Below are 16,259 nucleotides of genomic sequence, written 5' to 3'. Positions count from 1 at the left end.
TGCCTAAACTATGTCTTAACTTTAAATACTAGAAACCACCATCAGAAACAAAACCACATTCAGTATAGCCATTTTGTGCAATAATCCTTTGAACCATTTCCCATGTCTGTTCTTGAACAGTAACTATTTCATATCTAGAATTACGACAAGTGACAGTAATCCAACCCCAACCACCTCTAACTTGATTAGAAACCTTGTTAGAAATAGCAAATTTTTTAAAATCTTTCTTTAAGTTGCTCATAATAAATGTATGATTTTTAGTGATATGCTAATTATTTAGCGATGCTAATATCATAATTATTATAGAAATATACAATACTTTATACACATTTTCATTTTATTAACATTCGTATAATCCTATATTTTTGCAGCAAAAAGTTACTTTAATTGCACAAAAGCAAATAAAACCAAATTAGCACCCATTTTTAGGGCAGCTTGGCGTTTCTCTTCTGGGTCGTTGTGGATAGAAGAATCTTCCCAACCATTTCCTAAGTCAGATTCATACGAATAAAAACAAACTAAACGACCTTCATAAAGCAACCCAAAACCTTGTGCAGGTTTGCCATCATGTTCGTGAATTTTTGGAAGTCCGTCTGGAAATTTATAGTTGATAGAATAGACATCATGAGAATACGGCAGTTCAATAAAATCTAATTCGGGAAATACTTTTTTCATTTCTAAGCGAACAAATTTATCCATTCCATAATTATCATCAATATGCAAAAAACCTCCTCCAATTAAGTAATTACGAAGGTTTTGAGCTTCTTGTGCCGAAAAAACCACATTTCCATGCCCTGTCATGTGTACAAAAGGATAACTAAAAAGCTCTGCACTTCCTACCTCTACGACTTCTTCCTCTTTATCAATTTGTGTTTTTAGATTCTCATTACAAAATTCTATTAAGTTAGGTAAAGACGTTTTGTTTGAATACCAATCTCCACCACCATTATATTTTAACTTAGCTATTTTATAAGTAGCTTTTGGTTTTAAAATTAATTTGTTTGGAACAAACGAAAATAAAGCTAGAGTAAGAACTATTAATATATATTTCATTTTATTTCAATTACGAATTAGAAATTACGAATACAGTTTTTGAACCACAGAGTTTAAGGAGAAAGAGGAGAAGTACAATTTCATAAGATTTGAGATTTTATTTCCTAATTCCCAATCTCCATTTTCTATTTCCTATTCAAACTATTCAAAGCCATACACGAATAAAGTGCTGCCGTTTCTGTTCGTAGCCTGTATTCTCCTAAACTAACACACTCAAAACCAGATTGTTGAGCTTGATGAACTTCTTCAGGAGAAAACCCACCTTCACTTCCTATCAAGACCAAATAATAAGCATTTTTGGTAGCACAGTTTTCTAAAACAGCATTTGTATCAGTGGGCGTATAAGCTATAAAACGCTGAATTTCTAACGTTTCTTCGCCATGTTTAGTTTGGTTCTTTCTATCAGAATGGTATTTTTTTATAAAATCTTTAAATTCTTTAGGAGGATTTATTCTTGGAAGTGTCGCTCGCAAAGATTGTTTGATTGCAGCAATACTTTTCTTAACTAATCGGTCAGATTTTAGATGATTGTATTCACTTCTACTTGTTTCGATAAATGAAATTTCATCAATGCCAATTTCAATTGCCTTTTCTAAAAACCATTCTATTCTATCCGAACTTTTAGTGGCAGCAACAGCAACATGAATGTAAAAAGGACGTTTTGCTTCCGTGCTTACAATCTGTGTAATTTCTATCAATGAATTTTTAACATTTGGCGAAAGCACTTTTCCCTTTGCTAGTATTCCTTTTCCATTTACAATATCTAAAAAATCGCCTTCTCTTACTCTAAGGGTTTTGAGGTGTTTGGCTTCCTCTTCTGGAAGTGTAATTTGTTGTCCAAGTTCTAAATCAGGATAGAAAAAATAAGTATCCATATATACAGTTATCAATAAACAGTTATCAGTTACCAGTAAATACAAAAGTGATTTTTGAAATTTAACTTATTATAAACATAGGCAAACTGGTTTTAAAAAATAATAATTTTACAAGCTATAAAAAAAATTAATCCTTCACAATCATTCCAGCACATTCTATGGCTTCATTTCCTACAAAAGATTTCCAAATTTGTTTGTGAGGATTAAAAATGATAGCGTATTGCCAATCATTGGAGAAAAAACGCTGTTGTGTTCCCATATCTGTTCCTGACATAAAAACAGAAAGATTATTAGGATGAGTATGATACCAACCAATCATTTGCCATTGTTTGTTTTCATCTTTATCCAAAATTGCATCAAACTCATCTAGCATTTCTTTCCAAACTTCATGATCCATTTCTAAATAAGCCGAACTTCCTCGGGCTTGTTTTCCTGCTAGAGCTTCCTCTACTACACCATACATAAGGTTCTTTTTCTCATCAAAAAAGACTTTTCCTAACAAAACGCCTCCTTGTTCGACAACGTTTTCAGTTGTTGTTTCTCCCCAAGAAATGTGTTCAAAAATCTGTTTTATAGCCTTTGGCTTAATGTAGAGTTTTGTGTTTTTGGCATCGTTCTTACTTTTTGAATTGAGCGAAGGTTCAATCAAAAAAGACGGCTCTATCTGATTTTCAGGCTTGTATGCTTCTGAAACAGTATTTATTTTAAATTTTGACAAAATGTAAATCGTTTTTGTTCTTTGTATAGCTGAAACTAAAAAATAACATATCTATTAACAATACAGTTAAAAGTAAGCAAATTTATTGAAAATGCCGTATGTTTGTATCAAAATTTTTAAAAAGTCTTTTGTAAGTTTTAATTTTTCAGAAAGATTCTTATATCTTTCACTTTTTTTTAGAAAATCTATATAATTTTATTTGTTGGTGTAGATAGGCTATGAGAAAGTCGTAATTACTATATTAAAGATTATCACTATCACGTTTATTTTTGTATAACAGTCTTCTAGAATGTTGAATTTGATAAAATACTATTTTTAATGTTCAGACTTCCAGTCTGAACTACCTTAATACAAACCGTGATAAGGTTTATTTTTTGATTCAAAAAAATTAATTAAGGTCAATTTATGAAATTAATATCAAAAACATGTTTTGTATTATTTCTTGTTTTTTCTATTTATGCTCTCACTTATTTTTTAACACAAGAATTACCCACTTTTTCCTCAAGAGAATTTGAAATAGATGCTAAAAAAACATTAAGAATTGAATTTGTGGCTGACACAATTTTTGAAGATGAACCAAATCAGTTACTCAATAAAAAGCCTATTACAGAGCAATTAGAGATTTATAACTTTATAAGTCAGAACCAAATTCAATGTGGAAAGGAGTTGGTTGGGATAAAGTAATAGTCTTTCAGAAAGATACGACACTAATTCTTTACACCAATGGGAAAATTATAGGAGCAAATAATAGTGGTTGGTTTTATAATTTATCTAAAAACTCTCTTCTATCAAAAAGATATATTTCAAAATAAATTTGATAAGACCCTATTTTTTTCAGAATTTTGCACTCCTAAATAATAATACAACTCTTTGATTATTATTTTTATTTCAAATAAAATATTTCATTCAAAACTCTCTAAAACGTCTCAGAATTTATGAAAAAGATTAAATCTATCTATGTATTATTTATCTTTGCTGCCTTGAGTTCGTATGGTCTTTGGGCATGTACTAATAATGGCACTTCTGAAACTACAACCGAAACAGAAGAAGTAGAAGAACCAGATACTCGTCCTGCTTCTGCTGCTGTAGACAATGATTTTTATATCAAAGCTGATATTGGAGGGAAAGAATATAACTTCAATTATTTATCTCTTGACAATGTTGCTAGATACAATTTATTGAAAAAAGATTTATTTAGAATCGAACGCTGTGCTGATGACCATTGTAAAGAAAGCATTTATTTGCAAGCTCATAACTTTGATTTGAATCAAACTCCTCCCTTTACGCTACAAGAAAGTAAAGAAGGCAAATTACGTAAAGATATTATAGTAAATTTTATACGTACAAATAACACAGGCAAATTCAAATATCAAATGCAAGACTCTTCTGAAGAACCTTTTGAAATGACTATTCAAAAAATAGAGGGAGATATCTATGAAGGAACTTTTAAAGGTTTACTAAACAATGAAAAGAAAGATTCTACACTTGTTATTAAAGGTTCTTTTCGTACAAAAATGATTGTTAGAAATCCTGCTGCATAAAGCTATTTGAAAGAAGTTATTTAATGAAAATGCTTTTTTGTTGGTCTATTATAAAACACTGATAAAGGCTGTATTTTTTTATATTCTTAAACAACTTCAAAAGATAAAAGCACAAACAACCAAACGATAAATATTTATTAGGGATTCTATTTTGAAAGATTCATTTAGAAAGTCTTAATAAATAATTTTCTATTATCTTTGTGCTTTTATTTATTTAAGGTAAAAATTAATTTAAATTTCTCAATTTCAATCTCAATAATGAAAAATACATTCACTCGTTCATTTTATTTCGCTCTTATATTAATTATTTCTTTTGTCGCTTTTACAAGTTGCCAACCAAAAGAATCTAAGACTGCAAATGCTACTAATACCACTACTAGCTCATCAAATTCTACAAACAATGGCGATATTGCTTATGTAAATCTTGATACGCTTAACACATATTATGATTATTTGGTAGACATAAAAAACAGAACAGAAAAGAAACAAACAGAAATGAGAAGACAGTTAGAGCAAAGCGAAATTCAATTACAGAGTGAAGCTGAAAGTTTTCAAAAACGTGCTTCTCAAGGTCTTTTGTCTGAAAATGCTGCAAAAAAAGAACAACAAGATCTTCAAACAAAATATCAAATGTTAGAAAGACAAAAAGGTTCTATGTCAGAAGCTCTTATGTTGCAAGGTGAAAAAGATATGAACAAAGCATACTCAGATATTGAGTCTGTTTTGGAGGAATACAAAGCTGAAAAAGGATATAAAGTTGTTTTAGGAACTCAAAAAGGCATGTCTATGATTCTTTATACAGATAAAGAATTAGATATTACAAAAACTGTTTTGGAGCGTTTAAATGCAAAATACAAAGCTGAAAAAGATAGTACAGAAACAGCTCAATAATTTGATTCAAATGTTTGGCACAAAAAAACAGTCTATAAAATGTATTTATAGGCTGTTTTTTTTGTATCTTTTTTCTTACTAACTTATTCAACTTCTATATCCTGAATTACTTTTACTTTGGTGTATTTTTTTGTTTTCGGATTATAGTATTTTCTTTCTTCATATTCTATTTTTAATTCCTTGCCTTTCAGGGACTCTGCATCTCCTTCTAATTCTTCATCATTATCAAACTCTTCTAACCAAATAAGTCTGTGTAAATTGCCTTCTGCGTCTTTCACCAAAAATATCACAAAATCATTTTCTTCGACTGCTTCGATGGTAGCTTCTATATTAAAAACATATTTTTCATCATCATCCATTTTTTTTCCTATCATATTCATAAATATTTTAGGACATTTTACGCCTACTGTTAGGGCAATATCTTTTACAAAACTTTCTATTTGTTTCTGATCTTCAAAATCCAAATCCATTGTTTTAGTAATTTTTGCCTCATTAGCTACGATTGCAGCCATTAAACATTCTGCTAACTTTTCTTCTACTGCGACTCCATTATTCAAATCTACATTAGAATCAGAGATACAATTACAAACATCTTTTGCAATTTTTTCTTTTAAAGCATCCTTTTTTTTGGTTTGTCCTAGGGCAGAAAAAGACATAGCAAATGCTAGAGTAACAAAGAATACCAGTGAAAATATTTTTTTCATTTTAATTAAATTATAAAGTAAATAACAAATTTCACACAAAAATAAAATTTTAAAAAACAAAAAAGCATTCTATCCAAAAATAAATTTGAATAGAATGCTTTTTTATAAAATCTACTAAAAATAAATTTACTTTTCAGAATTATCACTTGAAGTTTCTGCATTTGCTTCTACTTCTTGATTTACTTCTGCTGCTTTTTCTTCACTTTTCTCTTCTTTCGGAGCAGTTGTCAAGATTTTAATTTGATTTTCTATGGCTGCAATTTCAGCTTGTGCTTTTGCAATTTTTTCGTTGAATTCTTCACGAAGTTTATCAGCCGTTTTTGATTTTGCAAAAAACTCAATGTTATTTTGCCACAAATTAATCTCATTTTCTAAATCTGTGACTTTACGTTTGAGTTTGTTTTCACTTTGTTTGAAGTCGCCAGCCATTTTTGGATTTTTCTTGATAGCTTTTGCTTGTGTTTTGAAATGGAATGTCTGAGCTTCTTCACTACTCAATTCCGAATTTTTCATAAACATTGCATTTACTTCATCAAAACGGTCTTGAATTGTACGAATATTTTTGCGTGGAACAAATCCGATTTCATGAAACTTCAAATGTAGTTCTTGCAATTTCTTTGTATCGTTTGACTTTGCTTTTGCAAGTTCTTCTATTTGATTACAAATTTCTAATTTTTGTTTCAAATTTTCTTCTTGTGCAGCATCTTGTTCTTTATAACGATTACGACGACGCTCAAAGAAATAATCAGCAGCTTGTTTGAACTCTTGATAAACTGTTTCACGTTGTTTTTCTGGCACGTGTCCAATTTCTCTCCATTCGCTCTGCAATCTTTTTAGTGTATTTGCTGCGTTATCCCAATCTGTACTTTCTTTAAGTTCTTCAGCTTGTTTGATAAGTTCTTGTTTTTTAATCAAATTCTCATCTCTAGCTGCATCTAATTTCTCAAAGAATTTAGATTTATTGTTAAAGAATGTTTTGAAGTTATCCCAAAACTGCTTGTTCAAACTTTTAGCCACTTCACGAGGAGCAGGTCCGATAGCATCCCATTGTTTTTGAAGTTCAACAAGTTCTTGCGTTTTGTTATTCCACTCTCTAATTTTGTCTGTGTCATAACTTACAAACTCCTCTACTTTTAGGCAGAGGTCTTGTTTAAGTTTCATGTTTTCTTCTAACTGCGCCTTAAATTTGTCTGCATATTCTCTACGAGCATCATAAATTTTGTCAGAAGCTACCTTGAAACGCTCCCAAAGCTGCTCACGGTCTGCTCTAGGAACAGGACCAATACGCTTGTATTCTTGATGCAGACGATTGAGTTCGTTTACAGCATCATTTAATTTATCGTGATTCAAAAGTTCTTCAGCACGAGTAACAATAGAAACTTTTGCTTCCAAATTACGCTCACGGTCAAGAGCTAAAAGCTCACGTTCCTGCGATTTTTGATTGTAGAAAAGGTCTAGTAATGCTTTATAATTTCTATAAATTTCGTCAGCTTCTTGCATCGGAACATAACCAATATTTTTGAATTCTGACTGAATTGCTTTTACTCTATCAAATTCTCCTTTTCTTGAAAGTTCACTTGGTTTTGAAGTATCTGTAAGCAAACGAAGTTCTTCAATGATAGCTTGTTTTTTCTTTAGATTGCTCTGTTTTTCGCTTTCTAATTTTGCATAATGATTGCGTTTGGCTTCTTTTACTGCCTTAAAGTTTTCATAGAACATTCCAGTGAGGTCATCTTGTTGGAATGAAAAGCCTTCTTTTTCTTCATCTGTTGTTGCTGATTCTTCGTATTTCTGACGTGCTTCTTTGCGTTCTGTTTCATTAAAACCATCTATAAATTCTCTGATTTTTGAAACTTGGTCATCTAAATAACGAAAGTTAATTCTTTCTTCTGTTGCTGTTGTTGCTTGCGCTGCAAACAATGCACTTTTAGCAACTAATTCTTCTTTAGACAAAGTCGAATAATCTTCTTGTGGAAGTTCCTGTGTTTGTTGTCTTTGCTCTTTTTCAGAATTTTCATTTTCTGTATCATCTGATTTTTCATCATCAGAAGCATTTGTCTCTTCGCTTTCTTTTCTGATAGCTTCCAAATCTTCTTCAGTTACTTCTTCCTCAGCTTCTTCTGCTGATTCATCTTTTAAATCAGGTTTTTCAGTTGCTTCTATATTACTTTCAGCTTCTTGGACAATTTCTTTAGCAATAGTATTATCCATACTTACACTTGCTTCGCTTCCTACTTCAATATTTTCTGTAGAGTTTTCTACATTTTGAGTAGTGTTATTGTGTGCGTTTTCGTTCTGGTTCTCGTTTTCTTCGTTCATCATAATAGTTACAAGATAAAATCAGCAAATAATTAAAGTATTGTTTCTGATTTTTCAATCAAAACAATATACGTAAGGCATTTTATAAATTAAAAGTCATCTTTTTCATCAGAAAAGAAAAAAAGAAAAGCTATTATTCTACAGCTGTATTACAAAACACAGTCATTGGCAAAGTTAGAAAAATTAAATTAAATTGGCGATTATTATAGGACTTTTATAAAGTTTTGTTTGGATGAAAATATCAAGTATTTAGGATTCTACACTCTTTCATCTAAAATAACTTTTACTCTCAAAATACCTGCAACACTAATGGCATCAGTAATTTGCCCATTCAAAACCATTTGATAAGCGTCTCTGAAAGGCAGTTTTTTTATTGCTAGATTTTCAGTTTCTTCCCATTGCATTTCTCCTTGGTTGAGTTCTTGTGCCAAAAATACATAACCCACTTCATCACAAATTGAATTTGAAGTGTGTAATTTCATGATATTTTTCCATTTTTTGGCTCTTAGTCCTGTTTCTTCTTCTAACTCTCGCTGTGCATGCAACAAATAATCATCTGTTGGTGCGCCTCCCATAGGTAGCTCCCACGAGTATTCATTTAGTGCATAACGCCATTGTCCGACCAAATAAGTATTATTTTCTTCATCTAAAGGAACAATTCCGATAGCTGCATTTTTGAAATGAACTACACCATAAATTCCATTATTTCCACTTGGATTAATTACTTGGTTTTCTTTTACATGAATCCAGTTGTTTTCATATACCGTTTTAGTAGAACGGGTTTCCCAATCATTTTTTGAATTTTCTATATTCATTTTTTGAAGAAATAATTACGAATTAAAATTGATAATTATGAAATTTTTTAAGAAAAGGAGTAGCATTTTTGCTAGTGTCACTACACTAAAACACCGATAACGACCTTTATATTAAACATTATCACGGTTAATTTAGTAATGTTCATTTTTCCATAGCGACAGGTTTGCAAACCTGTCGCTATGGAAAAACAAGAGTGTTTTGCTTTTCTCTAACTAATTGATTATTAGAGCTATAAACAACCATGATAACGTTTATTTATAGTAGAAAAAAATTCTTATACTTTTTCATTTGTGTTTTTCTGCTTTACAAAATACTTTTTTACTTTCCCAAAAAGAACCACATACGCATCCACTTCGAAGAGCCTAGAATCTGCTCTTGCTTGTAATAAAAATATAATTCCAAAAACTAAAAGCAACATATTTGCAGCCCAAGAACCCATAAAAATAGAAATAATTTCTTCTCTTGCCCACTTATCGCCAGTAATACTCACAATATAAAATAAGATAAAAAAGATGATTGAAATAAGAACAGGAACTCCCAGTCCTCCTTTTTTTATAATTGTACCAAGTGGCGCACCTATCAAAAACATAATAAAACAAGCCACAGCAAGTGATAAGCGTTTATTTTTTTCTAATAAGGCTCTTCTTGAATCATACTCAAAACGTTCAATTCGATCACTATTTGTTTTGGCAAAAGAACGCATATTTCTAATTTTAGTTAATGCTCTATCAATTATTACCTCTTTACTTTTTTTAGAAAAATTTTGATGTGCCACTGTAATTGTATCAGGAAGATTTTTCCAATCAATTGTATCTAATCCATCTAAAGCATTAGGAATTGGTGCTAGATTATTGTTTATCTCTATTGATTCTTCCATCTCTTGCCCCCTATAAAACTTAGTTTTTATAGGATTAGAACCTCTATTGTTTGAAAAAGCTCCAGTAGAGCTAGATACTTCTGTTTCTGTATTTTTAGAATCACTTGCACTATCTAATATAGACGTATCAGGATTTTTTGGATTTAGTCTTTTAATCGAATCTAGTGCTGTTTGTTGTCTTTTATCTGTTTCTAAAGCTACATCTGAGCTATATGAATCTTCTTGAGAAGTATTTTCTTGTAATGTTGAAGAATCTTCTTTTATAAGGTTTTTATCTAAAGAATCTAGTTTTGCTTGTCTTTTTTCAGCTTGTTTTTTTTCTTGTTCAGCTCGCTGCGCTAATCGTTCTCTTTCAAATTCTACAAAAAAAGTATAATCAAAATAACTCCTTGCTCGTGTTGCATTTTCATCTTCTACTTCTCTAGCATCTTGCATAAGAGAATCGGCTTCTGCATCTAGTTGAGAAACAGTCATCATATATCGATTTTGCTGAAATAACTCTTCTGAAGTTTCACTCATTTGCAAGAAAGATAAATCAAAATTGAAGGTGGCTTGTTCGAATTTATCTCTCATAAAAGCATTTTTATCTACTCCACCACTAGTAAGCTGTTCAGAATAGCGATGACCATTTTTTACATGGAATTCTAATATTTGCTCATCTTGTTTATTTAACATCAATCCTTTATCAGCAATAATAAGATCGGTATTTCCTCTTGCGCTTCTATGGTCATAGATAATTAAATCTTTTAAGCTATCTGTTCCCTTTACTTTTTCGCCTATTCGTATACTCCAACCTGGCAAACCATTATAAAAAGAACCTTCTGGAAAGTCTAAAGTAGGTTCTTTTTGTCGGACATCATAAAGTAAACGGTATGCCTTCAAATTTACTTCTGGAACAATAGTATCATTAAAAACATAAGCCACTCCTGTCATAAAAATAGCAAAAAGTCCAACAGGCATAAGTATTCTGATAAGTGAAATCCCACATCCTTTTATTGCTGTGAGTTCATTATGCTCACCCATATTTCCAAATGCCATCAAGGAAGCCAAAAGAATAGCCAATGGCAATGCTTGTGGAACAAGAGTAAGTGAAAAGTAGAAAAAGAGTTCTGCGAAAACTTCTGCCCCCAAACCTTTACCCACCAAATCCTCAAAGTATTTGGACATAAAAACCATCAGTAGAATAAATAAAACTACCGAAAAAGTAAGAAAGAAAAGCCCAAAAAAGGAATGAGCGACCAGTTTATCTATTTTTTTAAACATATAACGCAGTTTGTCTTTTTAAAATTGTAGGACAAAAATACATGAATAGTCAGATATAAATAAAACAGAAGGCAGAAAAAAACCAATAATTCGGATTTTATAAGTTAGCTTAACAAACTTTATTCTATTTTTGTGTAAAAATTATGTATTCAGTTGCATAAAATAGAACAATCTAAAAAATTATCAATAAAATAAATTCAGTTGAAAAAATACTTAGTAACCTGTGATTATAATTTAGAAGATTTAGTCATAGAAGAGATAAAACAGAAAATACCAAAAGCCACAGAAGTAAAACAATTTGAAAACTTTTCGCATCGTGTTTGTTTTCTTGTTCCTGATTCTGATGAAAATACAAATGCTATAGTTCTGCAACAACTGCTTTCACTTAGAAGTATTCATTCTGTCATAGAATTGAAAGGTACTTTTTATTTAGAAAATCCTACTTTAGAAGCTCTAAAACAAAAAGTAATGCAAATAGATTTGCCAGAACTAAAAACAGCAAAATCGTTTCGTGCAAGTGCCGAACGTTATGGGACACATGAGTTTACATCCATGGAAATGGTAAAACATATTGGACACACCGTAATTTTGCGTTATCAAACACCTGTTTCTTTAACAGAATATGAATATAACTTGAGAGTTGATGTGATAGGAAGTTTTGTTCTTGTGGGTTATCAAATTACTGATGATACACTTGCACATCGTCAAGGAGAATATAATAAAATTGAGCGAGTATTTCATCACAGAGCTGCCACCAAACATACTTTGGCGTATCATTTACTTACTTTAGCAGGTCTTAAAGAAGGAGAATCACTTTTAGACTGTACATGTGGAGGAGGAACAATTGTTTTAGAAGCTGCCAGTATTTTTGGGAATAAAATCAAAATTTTGGCTGGAGATATGCACCAAAAAGCGATGGAAGGAACACAAGAAAATCTACGATTAAATAACTTTGACTTTATAGGGGTTAGAGAACTCAATGCACGTCATTTAGATGAAAGCCTACAAGATTATATCTTAGAAAATGGGCAAATAGATAAAATAGTTTGTAACTTACCTTTCGGAATTCAATCTGGAAAACAGGTAAATATGCGTGGCTTATATGACCAATTTTTGAGTTCGGCTGACAAAATTTTATCTAAAAATGGAAAAGTGGTCGTTCTTACAATGAGACAAGGCGTTTTTAGAGAAGTTATCTTTATGATAAAAAAATATAAAATCACAAAAGAATACGTAACTGAAGCTGGAGGTTTGTATCTTCATATCTTTGTGTTAGAAAAAATTTAATGAATCAGGTTAAACCATTTATGAAAAACAGCATCTATCAATTAAAAGAAAAATCAAGACTATTTGTATATTTTACATTTTTTGTTGTTCTGACTTCTTGCAATAATTTAGGAAAAAAAGGAGAATGGAACTTAGAATATAAAGCAAAATTTGAGTCTGACTGTAAAGTAGAAATCAAAAGTGAAAATGAAAAGTCCTTACTAAAACTAGATTCTCTAACCATTTCTAAAATTTGTGATTGTGTAGCTTCTAAAGCTGAAAAAGAATTTGCTCCTTTAGATATGGAAAAAGAGAATTCTCAATCACAAATGAAAAATATAAGTACAGATTGTGCAAGAGATATTTTGATAGAGAATTTGAATAAAAATTGATATATTTATACTTATTTGTTCTTGTTTATTTGAGTAATTAATTATGAAAACGCTACTTGTTCCAACTAATTTTTCTTTGTCGTCTGCAAAATCATTGCAGTATGCAATATTGCTTGCTAAAGAATTTGGTTCGAAAATAATCGTTCATCATACCTATCCTCAAAATAGCCCAATTCATTTGTTGTCTGATTTGGAAAATCAATTACATGTTTTTGTTAGTGAATATGATTTTGAATGTTATAAAAATTCAGAAGATTATATCAAAATAGAAACTTCTATTCAACAAGGAAGAGAAAAAGAAAATATCATCAAGATTATCAAAAAACATGATGCTGATATTTTGATTCTTTCAGCAAAAGACCGTTCACAATGGGAAGGAATACCTTTTGAAAGGCTTATTTCACAAACCTTAGAACAAACCCTTTCTTCTATTTTGATTGTGCCTTCGGAGATACAAATACAAGATAGCATTGAACATGTCGTTTTTGCACTTTCTTTGGATGAAGGAGATGCTGATATTATTGATTCTCTATTACTCTTTTGTGAGATTTTGGGAGCGCACCTGACTTGCCTTCATGTTTTTACAAATGAAGAGGAAAAAAACTTAATTGATTATCAATTAAAACCATTACAAAAAATTTACTCTTCTATTTCAAAAGAAAAAATGAGTTTTGAAATTACTTATAATAAAAGTATTCAGGAAGGAATTAGTGACTTTTTAGATGTTAAACCTGCTCAATTATTAGTTATGCTAACAAAAGAGCGTTCCTTCTTTGAAGGACTTTTTCATAGAAGTGTTTCGCAAGGAATGAGTTTTCAAAGCAAAGTACCTGTAATGATTGTGAAACTGTGATTAGCACAAAGGAACTAGAACGAGAGATTAGAAGCAAGAGAATAGAAAGTCAAAATACAATTGAATAATAAAATTTGTACTTCGTTTGTTATTGAAGTTTATATCATAATTTTTAATTTTTAATTCGTAATTGAATAAAATGCGTTTTTGGTTTGTATTTTTCTTGGTTATCGGAATTAACTTTTCTGTTTTGGCTCAAAGTAGCCAAACTGTAGAAGAGCTACTCAAATCTGCACGCCATGAGCAAAGTGAGCAAAAACTAGCAAGCGCACTCCGTTACTACCTTCAAGCTGTCAATAAATTAGAAAAACAAAACGATAAAAAAGCTCTTTTTCAAGTCTATACCGAAATTGGGATTATTTATCAAAATGGAGGTTTGCACGATAAAGCCATTGAATATTTTACTAAATCACAAGAAGTAATTGATGCAAACTCATCTACTCAAGCTGTAATTTCGATGCGCTTGGGAGAGTCCTATTTGGCTCAAAAAGACTACCCACAAGCCATTACAGCCTATAAAAATGCAAAACAAATTTATCTACCTCAGAAAAAACCGTATGCTACCATACAAGCTCTTCGCCAACTCATAACAGCCTACCAAGCCAATAAAGACTACCAAACAGCTTTAGACGCAAATCAAGAAGTATTAGAAATGGATAGAATAATTGGAGATTCGGCAGCCGTAGCAGCAACACTGAATAATATTGGCTATACCTACAAATTTTTAGGGAATTATAATAAGGCAATTACAAGTTTTGAACAAGCTAGAAAAATAGAAAAAAAATTAGGATTAGAAGAAGACCCAATTACTCTTACAAATACAGCCATTGTTTATCAAAACCTAGCTCAGTATGATAATGCGATGCGCTTTTTAAAACAATCAATAAATATAGTAGAAACAAAAAATAAACCTAGAGAGTTGGCTCGCTTATACAATATTATGGCAGCTCTGTATTATCAGTTAGGAGATTATCATAATGCTAGAGAATATAACGAACTTGCTTTAGTTTATGCTCAAAAATATAAACAGCGTGAAATAGTAAAAGATATTCACCTAACAGCTTCACAAATTAATCAAGCAAATAATAATTATGAAGATGCTCTAAAATCGTATGAAAAACATCTCAATATTCGTGATTCTTTACTTTTGGAAGAACGTTTGAAACAACAAGAACTTTTGCAACAGCAGTTTTTAATAGAAAGAACAGAAAAAGAACTACAACTATATATGGTTGATGAAGAATTAAAAACAGCACAATTAAAAGAACAAGAACTAACACTAGATAAGCAAAATCAAGAACTAGCTTTATTACAACAAAAACAAGAATTACAAGCTGAACGATTAGAAAAAGAAGCCTTAGAAAAACAGCGTACAAAACAAGAGCTACTCATTGCACAGCAAGAACTCAATGCTCAAAAAGCAGCACGTGAAGTGGAAGATTTACAACAAAAAGAACTTAATAGAAAACGAGAAGTAGAAAGATTAGAACAGCAAGCTGACCTAAACAAACAAACATTAGCTAGAGAACGAGCAGAAGCAGAAAAAAAACAAGCAGAAGCACAGGCAGAAGCCAATGTAAAAGAAGCAGAATCAGCAGCTCAGCGAAAAATATTTGCTATCGCAGCTATTTTATCGCTATTAATTTTACTCGTTATTGGTTTTGCTTTTCTAAGCTCAAAGAAAAAAAATAAAGAACTAGCACAACAAAAAGATCAAATTGAATCGAAAAATGTAGAATTAGAACAACAAACGGAAGAAATTCAGATGCAGCGTGATGCCATTGCTCACAAAAGTGAAGAATTAAATGAGCTTTATATAAAAGTTACTGATAGTGTTCGTTATGCACAGCGCATTCAAGATGCAATTTTAGTTCCTCCTGCACAGGTTTTTACAAATTTTGGAGCAAATACAGAAGGATTTGTATTGTTTAAACCTCGTGATATTGTTTCAGGGGATTTTTATTGGACAACCGAAAAAGACAATAGAGTCATATTGACAGCCATTGATTGTACAGGACATGGAGTTCCAGGGGCGTTTATGTCGCTGATAGGCAACGATTTACTTAATGAAATTGTAAATTTAAGAGGAATTACTACACCTCATGAAATTTTGAACGAGCTTCACAAAGGCGTACAAACAACACTCAAGCAACAAGAAACTGAAAATAGGGATGGAATGGATATGGCACTTTGTGTCTATGACAAAGAAAAAAATATATTAGAGTTTGCAGGAGCAAAAAATCCACTTCTTTACATAAAAAATGGAGAAATAGAAACCCTAAAAGGCGATAAAAAACCAATTGGAGGAAAAGATGTCTATAAAGAAGATTCTTTCAAAACACATATCATAGATTTGAATGAAGAGAATGCACCTACTATGTTTTATATTTTTTCAGATGGTTACCAAGACCAGTTTGGAGGTTTGGAAGGTAGAAAGTTTATGATAAAAAAACTAAGAGCATTATTACAAGAAATTCATCAAAAACCGATGGAAGAGCAGCATGAAATTTTAGATACTACGATAGTAGATTGGATGAAAAATGAAGAACAAATCGATGATATTCTTTTGATGGGTTTTAGAATAGAAACAATTACGACCTGCTAAAGTAGCGAAGCTAATTAAAAATTACGAATTCCTACCATTGTTGGTGTTTTAGCAAAGCGACACTAACAACAAAATACCTCTTAAAA

At 31.1% G+C, this 16,259-nt stretch carries 16 protein-coding genes; 8 read left to right on the top strand and 8 right to left on the bottom strand.

Annotated features, from left to right (window positions below):
• Positions 1-28: 28 nt before the first annotated feature.
• The 4 genes from V9L05_RS16240 to V9L05_RS16225 all read right to left on the bottom strand — a co-directional run bounded on the left by V9L05_RS16240 (position 29) and on the right by V9L05_RS16225 (position 2,646).
• On the bottom strand, positions 29-241 hold the full coding sequence (locus tag V9L05_RS16240; RefSeq protein ID WP_338792170.1) for a hypothetical protein: 213 nt from the start codon (positions 239-241) through the stop codon (positions 29-31).
• Positions 242-378: 137 nt separating this feature from the next.
• Complete coding sequence (locus tag V9L05_RS16235) at positions 379-1,053, bottom strand: DUF4159 domain-containing protein (protein WP_338812908.1); 675 nt, start codon at positions 1,051-1,053, stop codon at positions 379-381.
• Positions 1,054-1,178: 125 nt separating this feature from the next.
• Positions 1,179-1,928, bottom strand: coding sequence for an RsmE family RNA methyltransferase (locus V9L05_RS16230; RefSeq protein ID WP_338792172.1), 750 nt, complete (start codon positions 1,926-1,928; stop codon positions 1,179-1,181).
• A gap of 127 nt (positions 1,929-2,055) precedes the next feature.
• On the bottom strand, positions 2,056-2,646 hold the full coding sequence (locus V9L05_RS16225; RefSeq protein ID WP_338812907.1) for a hypothetical protein: 591 nt from the start codon (positions 2,644-2,646) through the stop codon (positions 2,056-2,058).
• Between the two features lie 405 nt (positions 2,647-3,051).
• Here V9L05_RS16225 and V9L05_RS16220 point away from each other — a divergent pair, with 405 nt between their 5' ends.
• The 4 genes from V9L05_RS16220 (at position 3,052) to V9L05_RS16205 (ending at position 5,078) form a co-directional block, all read left to right on the top strand.
• The gene (locus tag V9L05_RS16220) at positions 3,052-3,330 is read left to right on the top strand and encodes a hypothetical protein (protein WP_338812906.1); all 279 of its coding nucleotides are present in this window, start codon (positions 3,052-3,054) and stop codon (positions 3,328-3,330) included.
• Positions 3,300-3,458, top strand: coding sequence for a hypothetical protein (locus V9L05_RS16215; RefSeq protein WP_338812904.1), 159 nt, complete (start codon positions 3,300-3,302; stop codon positions 3,456-3,458). The genes V9L05_RS16220 and V9L05_RS16215 overlap by 31 nt, the downstream gene beginning before the upstream one ends.
• A gap of 123 nt (positions 3,459-3,581) precedes the next feature.
• Positions 3,582-4,187: a hypothetical protein gene (locus tag V9L05_RS16210; RefSeq protein WP_338812902.1), complete on the top strand. Its 606-nt coding sequence runs from the start codon at positions 3,582-3,584 to the stop codon at positions 4,185-4,187.
• Between the two features lie 258 nt (positions 4,188-4,445).
• On the top strand, positions 4,446-5,078 hold the full coding sequence (locus tag V9L05_RS16205) for an OmpH family outer membrane protein (RefSeq protein ID WP_338812900.1): 633 nt from the start codon (positions 4,446-4,448) through the stop codon (positions 5,076-5,078).
• A gap of 83 nt (positions 5,079-5,161) precedes the next feature.
• On the opposite strand, the gene V9L05_RS16200 is transcribed toward V9L05_RS16205, so the two are convergent.
• The 4 genes from V9L05_RS16200 to V9L05_RS16185 form a co-directional block, all read right to left on the bottom strand.
• Positions 5,162-5,782: a hypothetical protein gene (locus tag V9L05_RS16200; RefSeq protein ID WP_338812898.1), complete on the bottom strand. Its 621-nt coding sequence runs from the start codon at positions 5,780-5,782 to the stop codon at positions 5,162-5,164.
• A 126-nt stretch (positions 5,783-5,908) separates the two neighbouring features.
• Positions 5,909-8,104: a DUF349 domain-containing protein gene (locus V9L05_RS16195; RefSeq protein WP_338792178.1), complete on the bottom strand. Its 2,196-nt coding sequence runs from the start codon at positions 8,102-8,104 to the stop codon at positions 5,909-5,911.
• 254 nt (positions 8,105-8,358) lie between these two features.
• On the bottom strand, positions 8,359-8,916 hold the full coding sequence (locus tag V9L05_RS16190; RefSeq protein ID WP_338792179.1) for an NUDIX hydrolase: 558 nt from the start codon (positions 8,914-8,916) through the stop codon (positions 8,359-8,361).
• 275 nt (positions 8,917-9,191) lie between these two features.
• Positions 9,192-11,057, bottom strand: a complete 1,866-nt coding sequence (locus tag V9L05_RS16185) for an LptF/LptG family permease (protein ID WP_338812895.1) — start codon at positions 11,055-11,057, stop codon at positions 9,192-9,194.
• A gap of 201 nt (positions 11,058-11,258) precedes the next feature.
• Between V9L05_RS16185 and V9L05_RS16180 the strand changes: the two genes are divergently transcribed.
• The 4 genes from V9L05_RS16180 (at position 11,259) to V9L05_RS16165 (ending at position 16,173) form a co-directional block, all read left to right on the top strand.
• Complete coding sequence (locus V9L05_RS16180; RefSeq protein ID WP_338812893.1) at positions 11,259-12,344, top strand: methyltransferase domain-containing protein; 1,086 nt, start codon at positions 11,259-11,261, stop codon at positions 12,342-12,344.
• Between the two features lie 20 nt (positions 12,345-12,364).
• Positions 12,365-12,715 carry a hypothetical protein gene (locus V9L05_RS16175; RefSeq protein ID WP_338812891.1) on the top strand — a complete coding sequence of 117 codons (351 nt, stop codon included), beginning with the start codon at positions 12,365-12,367 and terminating at the stop codon, positions 12,713-12,715.
• Between the two features lie 43 nt (positions 12,716-12,758).
• Positions 12,759-13,568 (top strand): universal stress protein, encoded by an 810-nt coding sequence (locus tag V9L05_RS16170; protein WP_338792183.1) that lies wholly within the window; start codon positions 12,759-12,761, stop codon positions 13,566-13,568.
• A gap of 139 nt (positions 13,569-13,707) precedes the next feature.
• Positions 13,708-16,173 (top strand): tetratricopeptide repeat protein, encoded by a 2,466-nt coding sequence (locus V9L05_RS16165; RefSeq protein WP_338812890.1) that lies wholly within the window; start codon positions 13,708-13,710, stop codon positions 16,171-16,173.
• Positions 16,174-16,259 lie beyond the last annotated feature (86 nt).

Origin of the sequence: Bernardetia sp. Wsw4-3y2, assembly GCF_037126295.1 — a bacterium.
Classification (GTDB): Bacteria; Bacteroidota; Bacteroidia; order Cytophagales; family Bernardetiaceae; genus Bernardetia.
Note: the sequence above shows the minus strand (reverse complement) of the source record. Positions and strands in the feature narration are given on the sequence as shown.